This is a genomic window from Spirillospora sp. NPDC052242, assembly GCF_040679555.1.
GTDB lineage: Bacteria > Actinomycetota > Actinomycetes > Streptosporangiales > Streptosporangiaceae > Spirillospora.
On record NZ_JBFAUZ010000006.1, the window covers coordinates 113,275 to 135,108 of the forward strand.

Genomic DNA, 21,834 nt, shown 5'->3' on the forward strand with positions numbered 1-21,834 from the left:
TGTGCGCCGCCGCCGTGGCGGTGGCGCTCCGCCCGCCCCGGGAGACGGCGGGTCAGGCGCGCAACCGCAGGCCCTTCGGCGTCGGGTGGAAACCCGCCGACTCCAGCGCGGCGGCGAGCGGCGACCCGGCGATCGCGGCGCCGTCCGCCCGCTCCACGGTGAGCTTGCCGAGCGCGCCCTCCCGGACGGCGAGCGCCAGCGCGTCCACCGCCGGTTGCAGGACCGCGGCGTCGTCGTCCCAGGTCAGCAGCGTGCGCCCGCCGCGCTCCACGTAGAGGACCAGCCGGCCCTCGACCAGCACGACCAGCGCCCCGGCCTTGCGGCCCGGCTTGTGCCCGCTGATCGCCTCGTCGTCGCGCGGCGGCCACGGCAGCGCGGCGCCGTACGGGTTGGCGGGATCGGCGGCGGCCAGGACGAGCGCCCGGTCGGCCCGCTCCCGCCGGGCACCCGGAGGCGGGGCGGGCGTCTCCCACAGCGCGGACAGGTCGTCCGGCGCGGCGGGGGCGGCGGGGCGCAGCGCGCGGAGCCGGTCGACGGCGCCCGGCAGCGCGAACTGCGCGGCGCCGAGCCCCTCCACGAAGTAGCCCCGGCGGCACCGCCCGCTCTCCTCGAACGCGCGCAGCACCGGGTAGACGCCGGCGAACCCGCCGGGCGTCCGCTCCGCCGCCACCGCGCCCCGGATGACGATGCCGTACCGCTCCAGCAGCGCCTCCGCCAGCGCGGTCGACCGCAGCGTCGCGGCGCCCTCCCGCTCCGGCAGCGGCCACCAGCGGCCCGCGACCGCCGGCGGGCCGGTCCGCGACGGGAGCACCGGACGGCCCCGCCGCGACGGCCGCGACCGGTGCGTCGGCCGCCCCGACCCGAGCGCGGCGCGCAGCGGGGCCAGCGTGTCGTTGGTGAGGACCCCCGCCCACACGAGGTCCCAGACGGCGGTGACCAGGTCGGCGTCGGCGGCGGTGACGTCCCGGTTCACGCGGTCGGACAGCGTGCGGAAGAACAGCGCGCCGCCGTCGCCGAGCGCCGCCAGCACCGCCTCGTGCACCGGCGTGACGGTGATCTCGGCCGGCTCCGGCATGAGCAGCGGCGCCGTGTCGGCCAGGTACAGCGCGATCCAGCCGTCCCCGCCGGGCAGGCCGCCCTGCCCGGCCCAGACGACCTCGCCCGCCGACGTCAGCTCGTCCAGCATGGCGGGGGAGTAGCCGGGCACCCGCGACGGCAGGACCAGCGTCTCCAGCGCGGACGCCGGGACGGCCGCGCCCTGCAGCTGCTCGATCGCCTGGACGAGCGCGTCGACGCCGCGCAGCCGCGACCCGCCGGTCACGCCGTGCCACGCGGGCAGGAACCTCCCGAGCGCCTCGGGCGGGGACGGCTCGACCTCCGCGCGCAGCCGCGCGAGGGAGCGGCGCCGCAGCGTCCGCAGCACCCCGGCGTCGCACCACTCGTTCGTCAGCGGCCCCGACACCGCCTCGACCGGCAGGAACTCGCCCTCCGCGACGCGGCCGGCGGCGGCGAGCCGCCGCAGCGTCTCCACGACCACGGCCGGGCCGAGCCCGAACCGCGTCGCGGCGTCGGCCGCCCGGAACGGGCCGTGCGTCCGCGCGTACCGGGAGACCAGGTCGCCGAGGGGGTCGTCCACCGGCTCCAGGAACGCCTCCGGGAGCCCGACGGGCAGCGGCGCGCCGAGCGCGTCGCGGAGCCGCCCGGCGTCCTCGATCGCGGCCCAGTGCTCGGCCCCCGCGACGCGCACCCGGATCGCCCGCCGGGTCGCCTCCAGCTCCGCGAGCCAGTGCGCCGACTCCGTCCCGAGGGAGCGGTCGGCGACCTCGGCCGTCGTCAGCGGGCCGAGCGCGCGCAGCAGGTCGGCGACGCCCTCCAGGTCGCGGGCGCGCCGGTCCTCGGCGAGGCGCTGCAGCTCGCGTTCGGTGTCGGCGACGACCTCCGGGTCGAGCAGCTCGCGCAGGTCGGCCTGGCCGAGCAGCTCCGCCAGCAGCGAGGTGTCGAGCGCGAGCGCCTGCGCGCGGCGCTCCGCGAGCGGCGAGTCGCCCTCGTACATGAACGCGCCGACGTAGTGGAAGAGGAGCGAGCGCGCGTACGGGGACGGCTGCGGCGTCTCGACCTCCACGAGCCGGACCCGCCGCCCCGACACGTCCCGCATGAGCTGGACGAACCCCGGGACGTCGAACACGTCCTGCAGGCACTCCCGCATCGTCTCCAGCACGATCGGGAACGACGGGTACTTGCTCGCGACCGACAGCAGCTGCGCCGCCCGCTGCCGCTGCTGCCACAGCGGCATCCGCTTGCCCGGCCGGTTGCGGGGCAGCAGCAGCGAGCGCGCCGCGCACTCCCGGAACCGGGCCGCGAACAGCGCCGACCCGCCCAGCTCGTCGACGACGATCCGCTCGACGTCGTCGGGGTCGAACACGGCGACGTCCAGGCCGGGCGGGTCCTCCATGTCGGGGACGCGGATGACGATGCCGTCGTCGGCGTGCATGGCCTGCGCGTCGACCCCGTACCGCTCGCGCAGCCGCCCCGCGATGGCGAGGGCCCACGGCGCGTGGACGCGCGCGCCCAGCGGCGAGTGCACCACCATCCGCCAGTCGCCCAGCTCGTCGCGGAACCGCTCCACGACCATCGTCCGGTCGTCGGGCACGTGGCCGGTCGACTCCCGCTGCTCCGCGAGGTACGACACGAGGTTCGCGGCGGCGAACCCGTCCAGCCCGGCGGCCGTCACCCGCCCGCGCGCGTCGTCCTCGGCCAGCCCGGACAGCTCGCGGGTGAACGAGCCGAGCGCGCGGCCCAGCTCGGCGGGACGGCCGAGCGCGTCGCCGTGCCAGAACGGCAGCTTGCCCGGCTGCCCCGGCGCGGGCGACACCAGCACCCGGTCGGGCGTGATGTCCTCGATGCGCCACGAGCTGGCGCCGAGCACGAACACGTCGCCGACGCGCGACTCGTACACCATCTCCTCGTCCAGCTCCCCGACCCGCGACGCCTTCTCGCCGACGAGGAACACGCCGAACAGGCCGCGGTCGGGGATCGTCCCGCCGCTGGTCACCGCGAGCCGCTGCGCGCCGGGACGGGCGTTGAGGGTGCCGTTCACCCGGTCCCACACGAGGCGGGGGCGCAGCTCGCCGAACTCGTCGCCCGGGTAGCGGCCCGCGAGCATGTCGAGGGTCGCCTCGAGCGCCGAGCGCGGCAGCGTCGCGTACGGCGCGGCCCGCTTGACCAGCGCCTCCAGGTCGTCGACCGGCCACTCGTCCATCGCCGTCATCGCGACGATCTGCTGCGCCAGGACGTCCAGGGGGTTGCGCGGGTACCGCAGCTCCTCGATCTCGCCGCCGCGCATCCGCTCGGCGACCACGGCCGTCTGCACCAGGTCGCCCCGGTACTTCGGGAAGATCACGCCCTTGGAGACCGCGCCGACCTGGTGCCCGGCCCGCCCGACGCGCTGCAGCCCGTTCGCCACCGACGGCGGCGACTCGACCTGGACGACCAGGTCGACCGCGCCCATGTCGATGCCCAGCTCCAGGCTGGACGTCGCCACGACCGCGGGCAGCCGCCCCTCCTTCAGCGCGTTCTCGATCGCGGCCCGCTCCTCCTTGGACACCGACCCGTGGTGCGCGCGGGCGATCTCGCCGGGCGCGCCCTTCGCGGCCCCGGCCTGCGCCATCGCCTCGGCGGGGGAGTGGTTCTCGGGGAGCGCCTCGCCGGTCGCGCGCTCGTACGCCAGCTCGTTGAGCCGCCCGCAGAGCCGTTCGGCGAGCCGCCGCGAGTTGGCGAAGACGAGCGTCGAGCGGTGCGCCTCGATCAGGTCGAGGAGGCGATCCTCCACGTGCGGCCAGATGCTCCGCTGCCGCGGGTCGGCGGCGCCCGAGTCGTCCACGAACTGCCCGACCTCGCCCATGTCCTCCACGGGGACGACGATGTCGAGGTCGAAGACCTTGTCGGACGGGGGCTGCACGACCCGCGCGGGCCGCGTCCCGCCGAGGAACGCCGCGATCTCGTCGGTGGGGCGGACGGTCGCCGACAGCCCGATCCGCTGCGCGGGCCGCTCCAGCAGCGCGTCCAGGCGTTCCAGGGACAGCGCCAGGTGCGCGCCGCGCTTGGTGCCCGCCACCGCGTGCACCTCGTCCACGATGACCGTCTCGACGCCGCGCAGCGACTCGCGCGCCTGCGAGGTGAGCAGCAGGAACAGCGACTCGGGCGTGGTGATCAGGATGTCGGGCGGCTTGGCGGCCAGCCGCCGCCGCTCGTCGGCCGGGGTGTCTCCCGACCGCATCCCGACCCGGACGTCCGGTTCGGGGAGGCCGAGGCGGCGCGCGGCGTGCCGGATGCCGGTCAGCGGCGCGCGCAGGTTGCGCTCGACGTCCACGGCCAGGGCCTTCAGCGGCGACACGTACAGCACGCGGCAGCGGCGCAGCGGGTCGGCGCCCGGTGGGGGACCGGCGGTGAGCCGGTCGAGCGACCACAGGAACGCGGCGAGCGTCTTGCCGGACCCGGTCGGCGCCACGACGAGCGTGTTGTCGCCGCCGGAGACGGAGTCCCACGCGCCGGCCTGGGCGGCGGTGGGCGCGGCGAACGCCCCCGCGAACCACTCGCGCGTCGCCGGGGAAAAGCGTTCGAGCACGTCACCGCCCATGGCGCCATCTTGCCTCGCGGGTCCGACAGAACGGGACGCGGGTGGCGCGCGTCACATTGTAAGCAAGCGCTTGTCAGGGCAGTCTGGGCGGCGACCGTCCTCAGGGAGCCGCCATGCCCTTCGCCCTTTTGGCCCTCGGGATCCTGTTCGCCCTGCTCGCCGTCAACGCGCACCGGCCCGGCAAGAACCCCGTGCTGCTCGCGCCGAGCTTCTTCGCAGGCTGGTGGACGATCGAGCTCGCGCCCCACCTGCTCGCCGCCGAGGCCGCCGCGCTCGTCCTCGCGGCGTGGAACGGCGGACTGGACGGCTGGGCCGGCTGGACGGGCCTCGCCCTCGGCACCGCCGGGGCCGCCGGCCTCGCCGGGACCATCGCCGCCGCCCGCCGGACCACCGTCACCCTGCGGGAATGCGGCGTCCCGTTCAAGCTCGACCCCGCGCCCGCGCCGCGCTACCCGCGCTCCCACCTGATCGTCCCGCCGCTGTGCCTCGTCCCGCGCAGGGGAGTGCGGGTGCAACGCAACATCACCTTCCACGAGGACGGACGGCTCCGCCTGAAGCTCGACGTGTACCGGCCGGCCGCCGAACCGGCCCGGGGGGAGGCGGGAGACGAGGGGGCATTGCGCCCGGGGCTCATGCAGATCCACGGCGGAGGATGGATCATCGGCGACAAGCGCGAGCAAGGTCTGCCCCTGCTCAACCACATGGCCGTCCAAGGCTGGGTGGGATTCAACGTCAACTACCGGCTCAGCCCCCGCGCCACCTGGCCCGACCACCTCGTCGACCTGAAGCGGTTCCTCGCCTGGTACCGCGAGCACGCGGCGGACTACGGCGCCGATCCCGACTTCCTCTGCGTGACCGGCGGTTCCGCCGGGGGCCACCTCGCCGCGATGGTCGCGCTCACCGCGAACGACCCCGACTTCCAGCCCGGCTTCGAGGACGCGGACACGTCCGTCCAGGGCGCCGTCCCCTTCTACGGCGTGTACGACTTCTGCGAGCCCGGCCCCTGGCCCGTCCCCTTCGGCTCCACCAGGCTCGTGGAACGGTGGATCGTGAAGCTGCCGTTCGCGGAGAACCGCGACGCGTACGCCAAGGCGTCACCGGTCACCCACATACGCGAGGACGCGCCGCCCTTCTTCGTCGTCCACGGCAGCCACGACTCGCTCGTCCCCGTTCCCGAGGCCCGCCGGTTCGTCGAACGGCTCCGCGCCGTCTCCCGCGCGCCCGTCCTGTACGCGGAGATGCGGGGCGGCCAGCACGCGTTCGACGTGTTCCCCTCCTACCGGACCGCCCGCGTCGTCGAAGGCGTCGAGCGGTACCTCACCGGCCTGCACCGCCAGTACCGGCAGGGCACGGGACCGGCCGTCCCCGGCGAGGTCGCCGACTCCCTGGACGGGGCATCACCGGACGGGGCGTCACCGGACGGGGCATCACCGGACGGCGCCGTCGGATAGCGTGGGAGGCGTGCGGCTCACGGTTTTCTGGGAACGGATGAACGAACAGTTCGGCAAGGGCTACGCCGAGAGCGTCGCCAAGGATTACGTCATCGCCGACCTGGGCGGCCGCACCATCGAGCAGGCGCTCGCCGACGGCGAGTCCGCCAAGCGGGTCTGGCAGGCCGTCGTCGCCACGTTCGACGTCCCCTCGCGACTCCGGTAGGCCACGGGTTCGGCACGTCACCTCTTCAGGAGGGACGTCCTCTCCTTCACCGGCGACGTCTTCGCCGGGGCCACGACCCGGTGCGGGACGAACGACGACGTGTCGTCGGTGATGAGCCCCGACGTCTCCCGGATGCCGATCCCGGCCGCCCCGTCGTGCACGACCCACGCGCCCAGCACCGGGTGCTCGCCGTCGAAGTCCGGCAGCGCGCAGAACTCCTGGAACACGAACCCCTCCGCGCCGTACTCGCCCTGCGTGCGCTGCTCGCCGCCGTCCGGCGTCACGATCCGCATGCTCGCGCCCTCCCGGCCCAGCAGCGGCTTCTGCACGTACGACGTCAGGTTCGACGGGGTGTTCAGATACGTCGGCAGCAGGTTCGGGTGATCGGGGAACAGCTCCCACAGCAGCACCAGCAGCGCCTTGTTCGACAGCACCATCTTCCAGATGGGCTCGATCCAGGACGTGGACCCGAACCGGATGTTGCGGCCGAACGGCTCCGCGACGATCCACTCCCACGGGTACAGCTTGCAGAGCGTCCGGATCTCCCGCTCCTCCAGATCGACGAACCGGCGGCGCGCCGCGTCCCAGCCGACGTCCTCCATGGCGATCGCCGTGCCCGCAAGCCCCGCCTCCTCGGCGGTCTCCTGCATGTAGGCGATCGTCATGACCTCCTCGCCGCTCTCGTCGTCCGTCGTCCACGCGAAGTGCGCCAGGTCCCCGTCGAGGCTCGGCGCGATGTCCTTCCAGCGCGCGACGAGACGCTCGTGGATCGAGTTCCACTGGTCGTCGTCCGGATAGACGTCCTGGAGCCAGAACCACTGGACGACCGAGCTCTCGACGAGCGCCGTCGGGGTGTCGGCGTTGTACTCCAGCAGCTTCGCGGGGCCCCGCCCGTCGTAACGCAGGTCGAACCGCCCGTACAGGTGCGGGTCGCCGCGCCGCCACGACGCCTCGATCAGCGGCGCGACCCACTCGGGGATGCCCAGCACGTGGTAGCGGCCGGTGGACACCACGTGGTCCACCACCTGCAGGCACATGCCGTGCAGTTCCTCGACGACCCGCTCCAGCTCGAGGATCTCGTCCAGGTCGAAGACGTAGTGCACCGACTCGTCCCAGTAGGGACGGCTCAGGTGCTCGGGGTGCGCGGTCCGGTGGAAGGCCAGCCCGTGCGACTCGACCTTCTCCGCCCAGCCGTCCCGCGGCGTCGAACGCATGCGGCGCATCGGATCAGCCCCCGCCCCCGCCGCCGCGGCCGCCGAACCCGCCCCGGCTCAGCGTCGTCCCGTTCCTGGACTTGATCGTGCCCTTCGGCCGGACCGTCGAGCCGCCCGACGCGTAGCCGTTCCGGACGCTGCCGCCGTAGTACCAGTAGTACGAGCCGTACGAGCCGCCGTCGTCGATGTCGTCCCGGTCGCAGTACGAGTCGGACACCACCTTGCGGCCGCCCGGATCGTCGCGGTCGACGCAGCGGGCGACCGTCGACTTCGACCCGCAGGCGACCAGGGTCACCGAGAGCGCGCTCACCATCCCGACCTTCACGGCACGGGACCTGAGCCGGCGGGCGGGCTCCTGAGGTGGCATGGAGAGCACATCCCTTCGGCGTGACGGAGGTTTTGAAGGAATGAGACGCGGCGAAACGGAGCCCGGTTCCCGCTGGAACGGAACAAAGGACTAATCGGGCACCGGGAGGTGGGCGAACAGGTCCATCGCGTCCACCGTGGAGGGCAGGTCGCTGACCTGGCCGTCGCCGACCTCCACCACCCGCCACCGGCCGTCCGACCGGCGCGCCAGGTCGGTGGTGATGAACCGGCAGCCGAGCGCCCGCACGGCGGGCGCCACGTCCGCGACGTCCGGGACGGGCTCCACGTCGGGGCTGTCGGGATGCGGCCCCGTCAGCACCGGCTCGCCGTCCACCCACCACACGCGGGCCTCGCCCGCGCCGACGAACTCCTCGAACTCCCGCACGACCAGCCCGCCCGCGAGGAAGTCGCCGCGCAGGGCGATCATCTTCACGGCGACGTCGCGGAGCCGGGCGGCGTTGTGCACGTCGGGCACGAAGCACGCCTCGTCCCACTCGTGCTTGCACGACTTCACGTAGTCCTTCACGATGCCGGGGCCGGGGCCCAGCGGCCGCACCAGCTCCGCCAGCTCGGCCGCCCCGCCCGGGTCGCCGCCCGGCGGCAGCGGCCGCCACACGCTGTGCGGCGTCAGCCCGGCGAACGTGTCGTGCCACCCCGGCAGCTCGTGGGCGCGCCGGTAGTCGTCCGGGTGCGTCAGCAGCGCCGCCCCGCGCGCCTTCAGCGCGGCCGCCAGCGCCGCGTACTCGCCGGCCGACAGCATCCAGCCCCGGTACCAGACGGCGCCCAGGCCCTCCGGCACCCGGCGCACCGCCTCGGCGGCGTCGCCGCGCCGCACGGCGTCGTGGTCGATGAGGGCGATCTCGCCGTAGTGGTCCCGCACGGCCGCGGCCTCGCGGGTGAAGTGGGGGTCAACGCGCCGGGGGTGCAGCGGATCGACGCAGAAGAGGACGGTCAGCGTCATGATGGGATACCCCTCCGTGGACGCAGCCAGCGTACGGGGACGCGGCCCGGACGCGCACGGAGATTCCGACCGAAACGGCGCACCGGACGATGATCGAACGAGTGTTCGGTAAGCTGGTCCCCGCCCGCGCCGTCGTCCACAGTCGCGCCGGGCGGTCGAAAATGTCGGTGGCCCGCCGTAACGTCGCCCTCGACATCGCAAACAGCGGCCAGAGAGCCGACAGTCACGACGAATAAGGACATCTCATGGCAGCGAACGACAGGGAGAAGGCTCTCGAGACCGCCCTCGCGCAGATCGAGCGGCAGTTCGGCAAGGGCTCGGTCATGCGGATGGGCGAGGAGGCCCGGGCGCCGGTCGAGGTGATCCCGACCGGCGCGATCTCCCTCGACATCGCGCTCGGCATCGGCGGGCTGCCCCGCGGCCGCGTCGTCGAGGTCTACGGGCCGGAGGGCTCCGGCAAGACCTCGATCGCGCTGCACGCCGTGGCCAGCGTCCAGAAGAAGGGCGGCATCGCCGCGTTCGTGGACGCCGAGCACGCCCTCGACCCCGAGTACGCCAAGAATCTCGGCGTCGACATCGACGCCCTGCTGGTCTCCCAGCCCGACACCGGCGAGCAGGCCCTCGAGATCACCGACATGCTGATCCGCTCCGGCGCGATCGACATCGTCGTCATCGACTCCGTCGCGGCGCTCGTCCCGCGCGCCGAGATCGAGGGCGAGATGGGCGACAGCCACGTCGGTCTCCAGGCCCGCCTGATGTCGCAGGCGCTGCGCAAGCTCACCGGCGCGATCAACCAGACCAAGACCACCGCGATCTTCATCAACCAGCTCCGCGAGAAGGTCGGCGTCATGTTCGGCTCCCCGGAGACCACGACCGGCGGCCGGGCGCTGAAGTTCTACGCGTCCGTCCGGCTGGACGTGCGCCGCATCGAGACGCTCAAGGACGGCACCGAGGCCGTCGGCAACCGCGTCCGGGTCAAGGTCGTCAAGAACAAGATGGCCCCGCCCTTCCGGGTCGCCGACTTCGACCTGCTGTACGGCCAGGGCATCAGCCGCGAGGGCGGCCTGATCGACCTCGGCGTCGAGCACGGGTTCGTCCGCAAGTCCGGCGCCTGGTACACCTACGACGGCGACCAGCTGGGCCAGGGCAAGGAGAACGCCCGCAACTTCCTCAAGGCCAACCCGGACATGGCCGACGGGATCGAGAAGAAGATCAAGGAGAAGCTCGGCATCGGCCCGAAGGTCGACAAGGAGGCCGAGCCCGTCCCGGCGGACGCCGCCGCGGCGCCCCCGGCCCCCGCCGCCGCGCCCGTCAAGGCGCCGCCCGCCAAGAAGACCGCCAAGGCCAAGGCCGGTGATTCCTGACGGTGAATCCCGCGATATGGGTGACTCCTGACGAAGAGTAGGCGATGATCTCGTATGTAGGGCGGCGGCGCCTGACCCGGCACCGGCGCGCCGGTGCCCGGACCTTCCCCGGTGGCGCCGCCGCTCCCGCGGCATGAACGGCGACCCGAACGACGACGCCCCGTCGCGTCCGGCGGCCGAGGCGCGGGACCCGGAGGCCCGGGCCCGCGACATCTGCCTGCGGCTGCTCACCGGCTCCCCGCGGACCCGCGCGCAACTCGCCGACGCCCTCCGCCGCAAGGACGTCCCGGACGACGTCGCCGAGCGCGTCCTGTCCCGGTTCACCGACGTCGGGCTCATCGACGACGAGGCGTTCGCGCAGGCGTGGGTGCAGTCCCGGCACGCCGGCCGGGGCCTCGCCAAACGCGCCCTCGCCGCCGAACTGCGCCGCCGCGGCGTCGCCGACGAGACCGTCAACGACGCCGTCGAGACCCTCGACCCCGCCCGCGAGGAGGAGACCGCCCGCGCCCTCGTCGCCCGCCGCCTCCCCGCCACCCGCGGCGTCGACCCCGCCAAGCGGATGCGCCGCCTCGTCGGCATGCTCGCCCGCAAGGGCTACCCGCCCGGCCTCGCCTACCGCGTCGTCAAGGAGGCCCTCGCCGCCGAAGGCACCGACCTCGACGACCCCGATGCCCCTCCGGAAGACCTCCCCCTCGACTGACCCCGCCGCCCGCCCCTCGGGTGTTCGGGCGGGGTTTCGGACGTGGGGGAGGGGAGTCGGTGGGACCGTAAAGGTGGGGTGGCGGGGGAATCCGAGGGGCGTTCGGTTTCCGTTGGGGGTGGTCCTCGGGCGGTTGGGCGGCAGGGGTGGGGGCGCTGCCTGCGGTGATGCGGGACACGGGCCGGTAAGGAAGGCATCACGTTCGCGCGCGGTTAGTCCGGAATGCCCTGTGTTTGCTTGCTCATTACCTCCATGCCGCTTACCGTTACGGCAGTGAGGAGTTACTCCGCCTAGTGCGGATTGCCATAGGACCGAACACGTTCGAGCAGCTGAGAGGCATCAGGGACACGTTCGCCGATCTGGACTCGGCCGGATCTCCGGGACGCGCGTGGCGCGGCCCGGTGATGGCGTCGCCGTGTCCCCGGCCGTCCGCAGGGCGCGAGTAAATCCTCGCTAGGCAGGGGTTTCGAACTCCGTACGGGACCCGACGGCGAGGAAGGATCTGCCTCATGGAGAGCGTCCTGCTGGGTGCAGCGCTGCTGGTGACCCTGGTCGCTCTCGTCATCGTGATCCTGTGGCGCCCCGGCGTGTCGGGGAAGGCGGCGGCCGAGCTGGCGCTCGCGCGGAGCGAGGCCGACGAGGTCCGGACGAACGCCGAGCGGCAGGGCCGCGAGCTCCTGGACCGGGCCGAGGGCGAGGCGCGGCGGCTCGAGTCGGAGTCCCGCGCGGCGACCGAGCGGGAGGCCACGGCCGTCCGGGACGAGCTGCGCGCCCTCCGTGAGGACCTCGAGCGCCGGGAGGCGCGGCTGGCCGAGCGGGAGCGGCGGCTGGACGGCGAGGCGCGGCGGCTGGAGACGTGGTCGGGCCGGCTCACCGTCACCGAGCGGGCCCTCGAGGAGCGCGGGCGGGAGCTGGACGGCGTCGAGGAGGCGCGGCGGCTGGTCCTGGAGCGGGCGGCGGGGCTCACCGCCGAGCAGGCGAAGGCCGAGCTGGTCGCGTCCATCGAGAACCAGGCCAAGCGCGAGGCCATCCCCATCACCCGGGAGATCGAGAACACGGCGCGGCAGGAGGGCGAGAAGCGCGCCCGCAAGATCGTCACGCTGGCGATCCAGCGGATCGCGAGCGAGCAGACCGCCGAGTCGGTCGTGTCGGTCCTGCACCTGCCCGGCGACGAGATGAAGGGCCGCATCATCGGCCGCGAGGGCCGCAACATCCGGGCGTTCGAGACGACCACCGGCGTGAACCTCATCATCGACGACACCCCCGAGGCCGTCCTGCTGAGCTGCTTCGACCCCGTGCGCCGCGAGGTCGGGCGGCTGACGCTGGAGAAGCTCGTCCTGGACGGGCGGATCCACCCGCAGCGCATCGAGGAGGTCTACGAGCGCAGCAAGCGGGACGTCGAGCAGCTGTGCGTGCGGGCCGGCGAGGACGCCCTCGTCGACGTGGGCATCGCCGACATGCACCCGGAGCTGATCGCGCTGCTCGGCCGGCTGCGGTACCGGACGTCCTACGGCCAGAACGTCCTCAAGCACCTGATCGAGTCGGCGCACATCGCCGGGATCATGGCGGGCGAGCTGCGGCTGCCGGTGGACATCGCCAAGCGCGGCACGCTGCTGCACGACATCGGCAAGGCGCTCACCCACGAGGTCGAGGGCAGCCACGCGCTGATCGGCGCGGAGATCGCCCGCCGGTACGGCGAGCCCGAGGACGTGGTGCACGCGATCGAGGCGCACCACAACGAGGTCGAGGTGCGGACGGTGGAGGCGGTGCTCACGCAGGCCGCGGACGCCGTCAGCGGCAGCCGTCCGGGCGCGCGGCGGGAGTCGCTGGAGGCGTACGTCAAGCGGCTGGAGCGGCTCGAGGAGATCGCCCGGGACAAGCACGAGGGCGTGGAGAAGGTGTTCGCGATGCAGGCGGGCCGCGAGGTCCGGGTGATGGTGAAGCCGGACTCGGTCGACGACATCCAGGCGCAGGTGATCGCCCGCGACATCGCCAAGCAGGTCGAGGACGAGCTGACCTACCCGGGGCAGATCCGCGTCACCGTGGTGCGGGAGTCGCGTGCCACCGAGTTCGCCCGCTGACCCGGACGGCCGCTTTTTGGGCAAAAGTTCAGACGCAAGACGAACGTCCGAAATCTGGTGCCATGATCATCGCAGGGTCGGCTCACCGGAAGGACATGCGTGAACAGGGTCTCCATGCTCGCGGGCGGCGGCGTGCTCGCCGCCGCGCTCGCCGTCACCGGGATCGCCCAGGCGGCCCCCGACCGCCCCGGCGCCGGCGCGCGGACGGACGCGCTGATCCTCGGCCATCGCGGCTCGCCGGGCCAGGCGCCGGAGGAGACGCTCGCCTCCTACCGCAACGCGCTCCGCGAGGGCACGGACGTCCTGGAGGGCGACGTCCAGCTCACCGCGGACCGCGAGCTCGTGCTCCTGCACGACGACACGCTCGTCCGGACCACGGACGTGGAGGAGGTCTACCCCGACCGGGCGCCGTGGAAGGTGGGCCAGTTCACGCTCGCCGAGATCAAGAGGCTGGACGCCGGGTCGTGGTTCGACCCGCGGTACGCGGGCCAGCGCGTGCCGACCGTCCGGGAACTGCTGGACGTCGCGGACCGGCGGACCGGCCTCACGCTGGAGCTGAAGTCGCCCGCGAACAGCCCGGGTGTGGCGACGCTGCTCGCCCGGGAGCTGACCGCGGCCGGCCTCGCCGACGGCGCGACGCTGCGGTCGGGGGCGTACCGGGTGCACGTCCACTCGCGGGACAAGGCGGCGCTCGCGGAGTTCCACGCGGCCGCGCCCAAGGTGCAGCTCTCCTACCTGACCGGCGGGAAGATGCCGCCGGACGCCGAACTGGCGGAGCTGTCGGGCTGGACCGTCGGGGTCTACGCGCACCCGCGGGCGACCAGCGCGTCCGACGTCGCGCGGGCGCACGACGCGGGGTTGAAGGTGATCAGCGACCCGGTGGACTCCCCGGCCGAGGTGTCCATGGCCGAGAACCAGGGGTACGACTGGGTCACGTCGAACTTCCCCGGCACGGCCCGCCGCGTCCTGGAGGGCGCGAAGCGGACATTCCCCCGGGCGAACGGCGTCGTGGTGGACAGCGTCTTCCCGAACCCGAGCGGCGACGACGTCCAGCCCGGCAACAGTGAGCACGTGGTCCTGCGCAACACCACGTCACGGCCCGTGGACGTCGGCGGCGGCAGCCTGCGCGACCAGGCCGGCAACCTGCTCCGGATCGGCCCCGGGTACGTGATCCCGCCCGGCAGCCTGCTGCGCGTCCACGTCGGCCCGGGCACCGACCGGGCCGACGCCTACTACAACGGCCTGACCACCGGGTTCCTGAACAACACCGGCGGTGACACGGTGTCGTTCTTCGGGCCCGACCACGCGCTACTCGACATCGCCTCCTACATCGTCCCCTGACCCGGCGGCGTCCCCCGGTCCGTCGCCCGGTTCCGCCTGCGTCGCCGGTGCGGCGCCCATCGTCAGCTCGATCGGCGTCACGCCGTGCGGCTCGAAGCCGAGGACCTGGCCGTAGAAGGCCAGCTCCGACTCCAGGCACGTGACGATCGTGGCGCTCCGGCGGAAGCCGTGCGCCTCGCCCTCGAACGTCAGGTACGCGTGCGGCGTCTCGCCGGCGCCCAGCGCCATCGCGAACCGCTCGGACTGGTCCGGCGGGACGATCGGGTCGTCCAGCCCCTGCAGCAGCAGGACGGGGCACGCGGCCTCGTGGGCCCGGTTCAGCGGCGAGCGCTCCTCGTAGGCGCGCTCGAAGCCGGGCAGCGGCCCGATCAGGCCGAACAGGTAGCGCGACTCGAAGTCGTGGGTGCCCTCGGCGAAGCTCTGCAGGTCGGTGACGCCGAAGTAGGACGTGGCGGCGCTGAACACCCGCGTCCGCGTGACGGCCGCGAGCGTCGTCCAGCCGCCCGCGGAGCCGCCGCGGATGGCGAGCCGCTCGGGGTCGGCGACGCCGCGCTCCACGAGCGCCTGGGCGGCCGCCACGGCGTCCTCCACGTCGACGACCCCCCACTGGCGGCTGAGCCGCTCGCGGTAGGTGCGGCCGTACCCGGTGGACCCGCCGTAGTTGACGTCGACGACGCCGATGCCGCGGCTGGTGAAGTACGCCCGCTCCAGGTCGAGCGCCGTGGAGACGCGGCTGGTCGGGCCGCCGTGGACGAACACGACGTACGGGGGCAGCTCGTCCGCGGGCCCGCCCGCCAGCGGGTTCGCGGGCGGGAAGACGTACGCGTGGACGGGCCGCCCGAACGGGCCCTCGAGCCGCTCGGCGCGGGGCGCCGGCAGGTACGCGGCGTCCGGGACGTTCTCCAGTTCGGCCCGCAGTTCCTCGGCGCGGCCCGTCGCGGTGTCGATCCGCACGACGGTGCGGGGGGTGTCGGGGGCGCCGCCGATGCCGACGATCGTGGTGCCGTCCGCGGAGAGCTGCGGCAGCCAGTCCGCGTAGGGGACGTCGAGGTCCTCGAGGTCGAGGGTCTCGGGGTCGTAGATTCCGATGCGCAGGTCGCCCTCGCCGTGCAGGACGGCCAGGCGCCCGTCGCCCAGCAGCGCGTACGGCATGCCGCCCAGCTGCCACAGGGGGCCCGCGAACTCCTCCTCGGCGGGGTAGAGCGCCTGGGCGGACTCTCCGTGCAGGCCGACCTGGTAGATGTTCCACCAGCCGGGCCAGTCCGAGATGACGTACAGGGTCTCGTCGTCCGCCCACAGCGGCGCCAGGACCGACTCCTTGAGCCCGCCCTTGACCGTGCGGGGCGAGACCGCGGCGCCGTCCTCGATCGCCGCGACGCGCAGCTCCGTCCCGTCCCAGGGCATGCGGGGGTGGTTCCACTGGACCCAGGCGAGGTGACCGCCGCCGGGGGACGGTGCGGGCGAGGCGTAGAAGTCCGCGCCGGACACCAGCTCGCGGATCGCGCCGGGGTCGTCCGCGGCGCTCCCGTCGAGCGGGACGGCGACGATGGCGCGCCGGATGCCGGTGCCCGGCTCGTCCGCGCCGTCCCCGTCGCCGCCCTGGCCGGCGATGTGGCCCTCGCAGACGCACCAGACCTCCGCGCCGTCGGGGGACAGCACGTAGTCGGCGTAGCGGAGCCCGCCCGGGACGGCCGGTTCCGGGGTGAGCGGGTACGGCTTGGCGTCGCCCTCGTCGAGCCGGTGCAGCCGCTGGTCCTCGTAGTTGGAGAAGACGATCGCGGTGCCCTCGGCGGTCGGCACCGGCAGGTACGACCGCCCGCCGTACTCGTGGACGCGCGTGCGGGCGTCCCACGGCGCGTGCAGCAGTTCCGTGCGGCGCCCGTCCTTCAGGCGGACGACCGTGTTCCGCCCGCCCTCCTCGGGGCGGGTCTCCTGCCACCACACGTCGTCGCCCGCGACGGAGGGGAAGGCGAGACGCAGCCGAGCGCGGGCGACATCGGCCGCGGAGATGGGAGACGGCCAGGAGCCGTGGGGAAGGGTCGCACGAGCGGTCATACCGGAATCGTCCCGCATACGGGGATGCAGTGGGGCCATGACGGTCGGTTTGACTTCGGAAAGATACGCTCCGTCGACCGGGTAAACACGCCCCGGAATCCCGTCCCACGTGCGAAGAGGCGCCGCCGGACGGGCCGGCGGCGCCCCTTCGGTCCCGCGCGGCGCTTTCGCGGACGCGCGGGGCGACGCTACTTCTTCTCGACGTCCTCCGGTTCCATCCCGGGCGCCGCGGGAACCCCCGCCGTGGGCGCGACCGAGTGGCCGGACGTCCGGCGGTTGCGCCGCAGCCGCGCCTCCAGCCACGTCGCGACCGCGCTCAGCGACATGTTGATCCCGATGTAGATGATCGAGACGACGATCGCGGCGGCGAGCAGGTTCTGGTAGTTCGGGCCGACCACCTTGAAGCCCGCGTGCAGCAGGTCCTCGAAGGCGATGATGAACCCGAGCGCGGTGTCCTTCAGTAGCACCACGAGCTGGCTGACGATCGCGGGCATCATGGCCGTGACCGCCTGGGGGAGCAGCACCAGCCGCATGACCCCGTTCTTGCGCAGCCCGATCGAGTACGCGGCCTCGGACTGCCCCTTGGGGATGGACAGCACGCCGGCGCGGATCACCTCGGCCAGGACGGACCCGTTGTACATCGTCAGCCCGAACACCAGCGCGGCGAACGCCGGGACGGTCACCACGCCGTAGTTGATCTCGACGCCGAAGAGGAACAGGAAGTTGTCCACCACGACCCGCTGCGCCTGCCCGAGCGGCGACTCGGCGATGACCGGGCTGACCAGCGGCGGCGCGAAGAACGCCAGGAAGATCAGGATCAGCAGCGGGATGGCGCGGAAGAACTCCACCACCGCCCCCGCCGGACCGCGGATCCACCAGTGGTCCGACAGCCGGGCGAGCCCGAACACCGCGCCGAACAGCATCGCGAGCACCGAGGCCACCGCGGCGGCCTTCAGCGTGTTCCACAGCCCCGGCAGGATCAGGTTCGTCCAGACGTCGCCCCGCAGGAACGGCTCCCACAGCGCGGACCTGAACTGGTCGCGGTCGTTGAGCTTCCAGACGACCGCCGCGAGGACGCCCAGCAGGGCGACGACCGAGACGATCGTCAGGATCCGGTTGCGCGCCTCGGCCCTCGGGCCGGGCGCGTCGAAGAGGACGTTGGCCTCCCGGCTCATCGCGCCACCGCCATTCGCTTGGCCAGCCAGCCGAAGAAGAACCCGGTCGGCAGGGTGAGGACCATGAAGCCCGCCGCGATCGCGATGAACAGGGGGATCGCGGGCGGCTGGCTGTTCGGGTCGTCGAACAGTTCGTACATCGCCAGTGCGGCCTCGGCGTACCCGGCGGCCATCACCACGGTCGTGTTCTTGATCATGGCGATGAGCGTGCTGCCGAGCGGTGCGATGACCGTCCGGAAGGCCTGCGGCAGGATGATCATCCGCAGCGACTGGATGAAGGTCAGCCCGATCGACCGGGCGGCCTCCGCCTGCCCGAGCGGCACCGTGTTGATCCCCGAGCGGAGCACCTCGCAGACGAACGCCCCGGTGTAGAACGAGAGCCCGATGACCGCCCACCAGTAGGCGTCCACGGTGTTCGTATCGGAGAACTTGAGCTGCAGGGTTGTGGAGATGCCCAGGCTGCACAGCAGCAGGACCAGAGTCAGCGGCGTGTTGCGCACCACGTTGACGTAAACGGTCCCCACCACCCGCAGCAGCGGGATGGGCGCGACCCGGAACGACACGGCGATCGTCCCGATGACCATCGACAGCAGCGCCGACATCAGCGCCAGCCGGATGGTCCCCCAGAAGCCTTCGAGGATGCGGTCGCCGTTCTCGAAGACCGGGCCGAAGTCGAGGAGGCCGAGCAGGTCTTCCATGACACTCCAGCGTGTTCAGGGCCGCGCCGGCGCCCCGAGCGGACGGGACGCCGGCGCGGCGCGGCCGGTCGTTACGGTCAGGCGCAGCCCTCGAACTGCGGAACCGTCGTCGTCGGCTTCAGGCCGGTGCCCGAGAACCACTTGTCCAGCAGCTTGGCGGCGGTGCCGTCCTCGTACATCTTCGTGACGGCGGCGTTGACGGCCTCGCAGGTCTCGGTGTCGCCCTTGCGCATGCCGACGCCGTACTTCTCGTCGGTGAACGGGTCGTTGATGACCGTGAACTCACCCTCCTGCTGCTTCGCGAAGCCCGCGAGGATCAGGTCGTCGGTGGTCACCGCGTCCAGGTCGCCGGCCTTCAGCTTCGCCACGCACTCGGAGTAGCTGGAGGCGGGGACCGGGGTCGCGTCGATGTCGAGCTGGCCGTCCGGCGGCGGGTCGATGACGCGCTTGTAGGAGTTCGAGCCCGCGGCCTGGCAGAGCTTCTTGCCCTTGAGGTCCGTGGTCTTCTTGATCGACTTGTCGTCGGCGCGGATCATCGTGTCCTGGTGCGCGACGTAGTACGGGCCGCCGAAGGTGACCTGCTTCTTGCGGGAGTCCGTGATCGAGTAGGTGGCGAAGATCAGGTCGACCTGGCCGCCGGTGATGAACGTCTCCCGGTTGGCGGACCGGGTCTCCTTGAACGTGATGCCGTCCTCGGGGACGCCCAGCTCCTTGGCGACGTACTTGGCGACGTCGACGTCGAAGCCCTCGACGCCGCCGCTCGGCGTCTTCAGGCCCAGCGCCGGCTGGTCGTACTTGACGCCGATCGTGATCTTCTTGCTCTCCTTGACCCGGTCCACGATGCTCTGCGCATCGGTGGCCTCGGTGTCGCTGCCGCAGGCGCTCAGCACCAGCGAGAGCGCGGCCGCCGCGCCGATGGCGCCGCTGAAACGACGTGCTCGCATGTCTCTTCCTCTGCTTCTTTCGGGGCCGGTGGGCTCGGTGCTTGCTGTTCGCGGAGCCGGACTCAGTGGGTCAGGATCTTGGACAGGAAGTCCTTCGCGCGGTCGGTTCGCGCGTTGGTGAAGAACTCGTCCGGGGTGTTCTCCTCCACGATCTGGCCGTCCGCCATGAACACGACCTTGCGCGCGGCCTTGCGGGCGAACCCCATTTCGTGGGTGACGACGATCATCGTCATGCCCTCGCGGGCCAGGCCCGTCATGACGTCGAGGACCTCGTTGACCATCTCCGGGTCGAGCGCCGAGGTCGGCTCGTCGAAGAGCATCACCTTGGGCTTCATGGCGAGGGAGCGCGCGATCGCCGCGCGCTGCTGCTGCCCGCCGGAGAGCTGCGCCGGGTACTTGTGGGCCTGGTTGGCGATGCCGACCCGGTCCAGCAGTTCCATCGCGTGCTTCTCGGACTCCTGCTTGCCCTGCTTGCGGACCTTGATCGGCCCGAGCGTGACGTTCTCGAGGATGGTCTTGTGGGCGAACAGGTTGAACGACTGGAACACCATGCCGACGTCCGAGCGGAGCTTCGCCAGCTCCTTGCCCTCCTTCGGCAGTTCCTTGCCGTCCACCTTGATCGTGCCGCCGTCGATGGGCTCCAGCCGGTTGATGGACCGGCACAGGGTCGACTTGCCGCCGCCGGACGGGCCGATGACGACGACGACCTCGCCGCGGTCCACGGTGAGGTTGATGTCGCGGAGAACGTGCAGATCGCCGAAGTGCTTGTTGACGTTCTCCATCACGACGAGGGGCCCGCCGCCCTGGGTCTTCCCCTGCGGGGCGGAGTCGTCCGGCCCGTCGCCCTTGGTGAGCTCGGGCCCGCCTTCGCTGTCCGTCATGGGCTCGGACTTTACGACATGGAATTCGCAGAGCAAGTTTCCGCGTGGTACCGATACGATCACGAAAACCCATGTCGGCGCAGGGTTCCGGGCCACTTGGGTGTAACCGGTGGGATGCGCGTGACCACGGCCGCGTCCCGTTCCGTGATGCGACGGTTACCGTCATGAGACCCGGGGCGGCGCGTACCCTTGGGGACGTCATGAGTGCGCCTATGGAGACAGGCCCCCGTACGTACGAGATCCGTACCTATGGGTGCCAGATGAACGTTCACGACTCCGAGCGGCTGTCCGGCCTCCTGGAGGACGCCGGCTACGTCCGCGCCGGCGAGTCCGAGCCCGACGTGGTCGTGTTCAACACCTGCGCCGTCCGGGAGAACGCCGACAACCGCCTGTACGGCAATCTGGGCCATCTGCGCCCGGTGAAGGACGGCCACCCCGGCATGCAGATCGCCGTGGGCGGCTGCCTCGCGCAGAAGGACCGCGACACGATCGTCAAGCGCGCCCCCTGGGTGGACGTCGTGTTCGGCACCCACAACATCGGGTCGCTTCCCGCGCTGCTGGAACGGTCGCGCCTGCAGAGCGAGGCGCAGGTCGAGATCGAAGAGTCCCTGGTGACCTTCCCGTCGACGCTGCCGACCCGCCGGGAGTCCCCCTACGCGGCCTGGGTCTCGATCTCCGTGGGCTGCAACAACACGTGCACGTTCTGCATCGTGCCGTCCCTGCGCGGCAAGGAGCGGGACCGCCGGCCCGGCGAGATCCTCGCCGAGGTCGAGGCGCTGGTCGGCGAGGGCGTCCTGGAGGTCACCCTCCTCGGGCAGAACGTCAACGCCTACGGTTCGGGCTTCGGCGCCCTGGCGGCGGCCGCGGACGGCGTCCGCGACGAGGTGCGCGCGCTGACGTCCGGCGGCGGTTCGGCGTTCGCGGGGCTGCTGCGCGCCGCCGGACGGGTCGAGGGCCTGGAGCGCGTCCGGTTCACCTCGCCGCACCCCAAGGACTTCACCGACGACGTCATCGCCGCGATGGCCGAGACCCCGAACGTGATGCCGTCGCTGCACATGCCCCTGCAGTCCGGGTCGGACGCGGTGCTGCGCGCCATGCGCCGCTCCTACCGGCAGGAGCGCTTCCTGGGGATCATCGACAAGGTCCGGGCGGCGATCCCGGACGCGGCGATCACCACCGACATCATCGTGGGATTCCCCGGCGAGACCGACGCCGACTTCGAGGAGACGCTCCACGTCGTCCGGGAGGCGCGGTTCGCCTCGGCGTTCACGTTCCAGTACTCCAAGCGGCCCGGCACCCCGGCGGCCACCATGGACGGCCAGCTGCCGAAGGAGGTCGTGCAGGAGCGGTACGAGCGGCTCGTCGCGCTTCAGGAGGAGGTCTCCTGGGCGGAGAACAAGAAGCAGCTCGGCCGCACGCTCGAGGTCCTGGTCGCCGAGGGGGAGGGCCGCAAGGACGGCGAGACGCGCCGGCTGTCCGGCCGCGCCCCCGACAACCGCCTCGTGCACTTCCGGGCGCCCGACGAGCGGGTCCGTCCCGGCGACATGGTCACCGTCGAGGTCACCTACGCCGCGCCGCACCACCTCGTCGCCGACGGCGCCGTCGGCTCCGTGCGGCGCACCCGCGCGGGCGACGCGTGGGAGGCGCGGCAGGGCGGCGGCGACGCGCCCAAGGGCGTCGCGCTCGGGATGCCGTCCATCGGCCGCCCCGCCCCGGCGGCCGCGCCGTCCGGACCGGGCTGCACCACCTGCCCCTGAGGAGG

16 protein-coding genes are annotated in these 21,834 nt (G+C 72.7%); 7 read left to right on the top strand and 9 right to left on the bottom strand.

The features are described 5' to 3' along the window. Nucleotides 1-52: 52 nt before the first annotated feature. Nucleotides 53-4,636: an ATP-dependent helicase gene (locus AB0L25_RS06965; protein ID WP_500169442.1), complete on the bottom strand. Its 4,584-nt coding sequence runs from the start codon at nt 4,634-4,636 to the stop codon at nt 53-55. 113 nt (nt 4,637-4,749) lie between these two features. Here AB0L25_RS06965 and AB0L25_RS06970 point away from each other — a divergent pair, with 113 nt between their 5' ends. Beyond that, nucleotides 4,750-6,087, top strand: coding sequence for an alpha/beta hydrolase fold domain-containing protein (locus tag AB0L25_RS06970; protein WP_500169444.1), 1,338 nt, complete (start codon nt 4,750-4,752; stop codon nt 6,085-6,087). A gap of 10 nt (nt 6,088-6,097) precedes the next feature. After that, nucleotides 6,098-6,292 carry a DUF3046 domain-containing protein gene (locus AB0L25_RS06975; RefSeq protein ID WP_500169446.1) on the top strand — a complete coding sequence of 65 codons (195 nt, stop codon included), beginning with the start codon at nt 6,098-6,100 and terminating at the stop codon, nt 6,290-6,292. A 17-nt stretch (nt 6,293-6,309) separates the two neighbouring features. Here AB0L25_RS06975 and AB0L25_RS06980 read toward each other — a convergent pair whose 3' ends face one another. The 3 genes from AB0L25_RS06980 to AB0L25_RS06990 form a co-directional block, all read right to left on the bottom strand. Next, nucleotides 6,310-7,515, bottom strand: a complete 1,206-nt coding sequence (locus tag AB0L25_RS06980; RefSeq protein WP_500169448.1) for a glutathionylspermidine synthase family protein — start codon at nt 7,513-7,515, stop codon at nt 6,310-6,312. Nucleotides 7,516-7,519: 4 nt separating this feature from the next. Continuing rightward, nucleotides 7,520-7,873: a hypothetical protein gene (locus AB0L25_RS06985; RefSeq protein WP_500169450.1), complete on the bottom strand. Its 354-nt coding sequence runs from the start codon at nt 7,871-7,873 to the stop codon at nt 7,520-7,522. Nucleotides 7,874-7,963: 90 nt separating this feature from the next. Then, on the bottom strand, nt 7,964-8,833 hold the full coding sequence (locus AB0L25_RS06990; protein WP_500169452.1) for an ATP-grasp domain-containing protein: 870 nt from the start codon (nt 8,831-8,833) through the stop codon (nt 7,964-7,966). Nucleotides 8,834-9,078: 245 nt separating this feature from the next. Here AB0L25_RS06990 and recA point away from each other — a divergent pair, with 245 nt between their 5' ends. From recA to AB0L25_RS07010, 4 genes are all read left to right on the top strand, one after another. Further along, the gene (gene recA, locus AB0L25_RS06995; RefSeq protein ID WP_500169454.1) at nt 9,079-10,197 is read left to right on the top strand and encodes a recombinase RecA; all 1,119 of its coding nucleotides are present in this window, start codon (nt 9,079-9,081) and stop codon (nt 10,195-10,197) included. A 133-nt stretch (nt 10,198-10,330) separates the two neighbouring features. After that, nucleotides 10,331-10,897 carry a recombination regulator RecX gene (recX, locus tag AB0L25_RS07000; protein ID WP_500169456.1) on the top strand — a complete coding sequence of 189 codons (567 nt, stop codon included), beginning with the start codon at nt 10,331-10,333 and terminating at the stop codon, nt 10,895-10,897. 521 nt (nt 10,898-11,418) lie between these two features. Further along, on the top strand, nt 11,419-12,978 hold the full coding sequence (rny, locus tag AB0L25_RS07005) for a ribonuclease Y (RefSeq protein ID WP_500169593.1): 1,560 nt from the start codon (nt 11,419-11,421) through the stop codon (nt 12,976-12,978). Between the two features lie 99 nt (nt 12,979-13,077). Then, nucleotides 13,078-14,319, top strand: coding sequence for a glycerophosphodiester phosphodiesterase family protein (locus AB0L25_RS07010; RefSeq protein WP_500169458.1), 1,242 nt, complete (start codon nt 13,078-13,080; stop codon nt 14,317-14,319). On the opposite strand, the gene AB0L25_RS07015 is transcribed toward AB0L25_RS07010, so the two are convergent. The 5 genes from AB0L25_RS07015 to AB0L25_RS07035 all read right to left on the bottom strand — a co-directional run bounded on the left by AB0L25_RS07015 (nt 14,287) and on the right by AB0L25_RS07035 (nt 19,973). After that, on the bottom strand, nt 14,287-16,374 hold the full coding sequence (locus AB0L25_RS07015; protein ID WP_500169459.1) for a S9 family peptidase: 2,088 nt from the start codon (nt 16,372-16,374) through the stop codon (nt 14,287-14,289). The two genes, AB0L25_RS07010 and AB0L25_RS07015, sit on opposite strands and share 33 nt — an antisense overlap. A gap of 188 nt (nt 16,375-16,562) precedes the next feature. Next, a complete protein-coding gene (locus AB0L25_RS07020; RefSeq protein WP_500169461.1) occupies nt 16,563-17,549 on the bottom strand; it encodes an amino acid ABC transporter permease in 987 nt (328 codons plus the stop codon). Continuing rightward, complete coding sequence (locus AB0L25_RS07025; protein ID WP_500169463.1) at nt 17,546-18,247, bottom strand: amino acid ABC transporter permease; 702 nt, start codon at nt 18,245-18,247, stop codon at nt 17,546-17,548. The genes AB0L25_RS07020 and AB0L25_RS07025 overlap by 4 nt, the downstream gene beginning before the upstream one ends. Before the next feature lie 77 nt (nt 18,248-18,324). Then, a complete protein-coding gene (locus AB0L25_RS07030; protein ID WP_500169464.1) occupies nt 18,325-19,191 on the bottom strand; it encodes a glutamate ABC transporter substrate-binding protein in 867 nt (288 codons plus the stop codon). Nucleotides 19,192-19,253: 62 nt separating this feature from the next. Next, nucleotides 19,254-19,973 (bottom strand): amino acid ABC transporter ATP-binding protein, encoded by a 720-nt coding sequence (locus tag AB0L25_RS07035; RefSeq protein ID WP_500169595.1) that lies wholly within the window; start codon nt 19,971-19,973, stop codon nt 19,254-19,256. Nucleotides 19,974-20,284: 311 nt separating this feature from the next. Between AB0L25_RS07035 and miaB the strand changes: the two genes are divergently transcribed. Beyond that, complete coding sequence (gene miaB, locus AB0L25_RS07040) at nt 20,285-21,829, top strand: tRNA (N6-isopentenyl adenosine(37)-C2)-methylthiotransferase MiaB (RefSeq protein ID WP_500169466.1); 1,545 nt, start codon at nt 20,285-20,287, stop codon at nt 21,827-21,829. Nucleotides 21,830-21,834 lie beyond the last annotated feature (5 nt).

What these genes read in the sequence shown, in the direction of transcription:
- AB0L25_RS06965 (WP_500169442.1), bottom strand. Translation starts at nt 4,636, where the DNA reads ATGGGCGGTGACGTGCTCGAACGCTTTTCCCCGGCGACGCGCGAGTGG.
- AB0L25_RS06970 (WP_500169444.1), top strand. Translation starts at nt 4,750, where the DNA reads ATGCCCTTCGCCCTTTTGGCCCTCGGGATCCTGTTCGCCCTGCTCGCC.
- AB0L25_RS06980 (WP_500169448.1), bottom strand. Translation starts at nt 7,515, where the DNA reads ATGCGCCGCATGCGTTCGACGCCGCGGGACGGCTGGGCGGAGAAGGTC.
- AB0L25_RS06985 (WP_500169450.1), bottom strand. Translation starts at nt 7,873, where the DNA reads ATGCCACCTCAGGAGCCCGCCCGCCGGCTCAGGTCCCGTGCCGTGAAG.
- AB0L25_RS06990 (WP_500169452.1), bottom strand. Translation starts at nt 8,833, where the DNA reads ATGACGCTGACCGTCCTCTTCTGCGTCGATCCGCTGCACCCCCGGCGC.
- recA (WP_500169454.1), top strand. Translation starts at nt 9,079, where the DNA reads ATGGCAGCGAACGACAGGGAGAAGGCTCTCGAGACCGCCCTCGCGCAG.
- recX (WP_500169456.1), top strand. Translation starts at nt 10,331, where the DNA reads ATGAACGGCGACCCGAACGACGACGCCCCGTCGCGTCCGGCGGCCGAG.
- AB0L25_RS07015 (WP_500169459.1), bottom strand. Translation starts at nt 16,374, where the DNA reads ATGACCGCTCGTGCGACCCTTCCCCACGGCTCCTGGCCGTCTCCCATC.
- AB0L25_RS07020 (WP_500169461.1), bottom strand. Translation starts at nt 17,549, where the DNA reads ATGAGCCGGGAGGCCAACGTCCTCTTCGACGCGCCCGGCCCGAGGGCC.
- AB0L25_RS07025 (WP_500169463.1), bottom strand. Translation starts at nt 18,247, where the DNA reads ATGGAAGACCTGCTCGGCCTCCTCGACTTCGGCCCGGTCTTCGAGAAC.
- AB0L25_RS07030 (WP_500169464.1), bottom strand. Translation starts at nt 19,191, where the DNA reads ATGCGAGCACGTCGTTTCAGCGGCGCCATCGGCGCGGCGGCCGCGCTC.
- AB0L25_RS07035 (WP_500169595.1), bottom strand. Translation starts at nt 19,973, where the DNA reads ATGGAGAACGTCAACAAGCACTTCGGCGATCTGCACGTTCTCCGCGAC.
- miaB (WP_500169466.1), top strand. Translation starts at nt 20,285, where the DNA reads ATGGAGACAGGCCCCCGTACGTACGAGATCCGTACCTATGGGTGCCAG.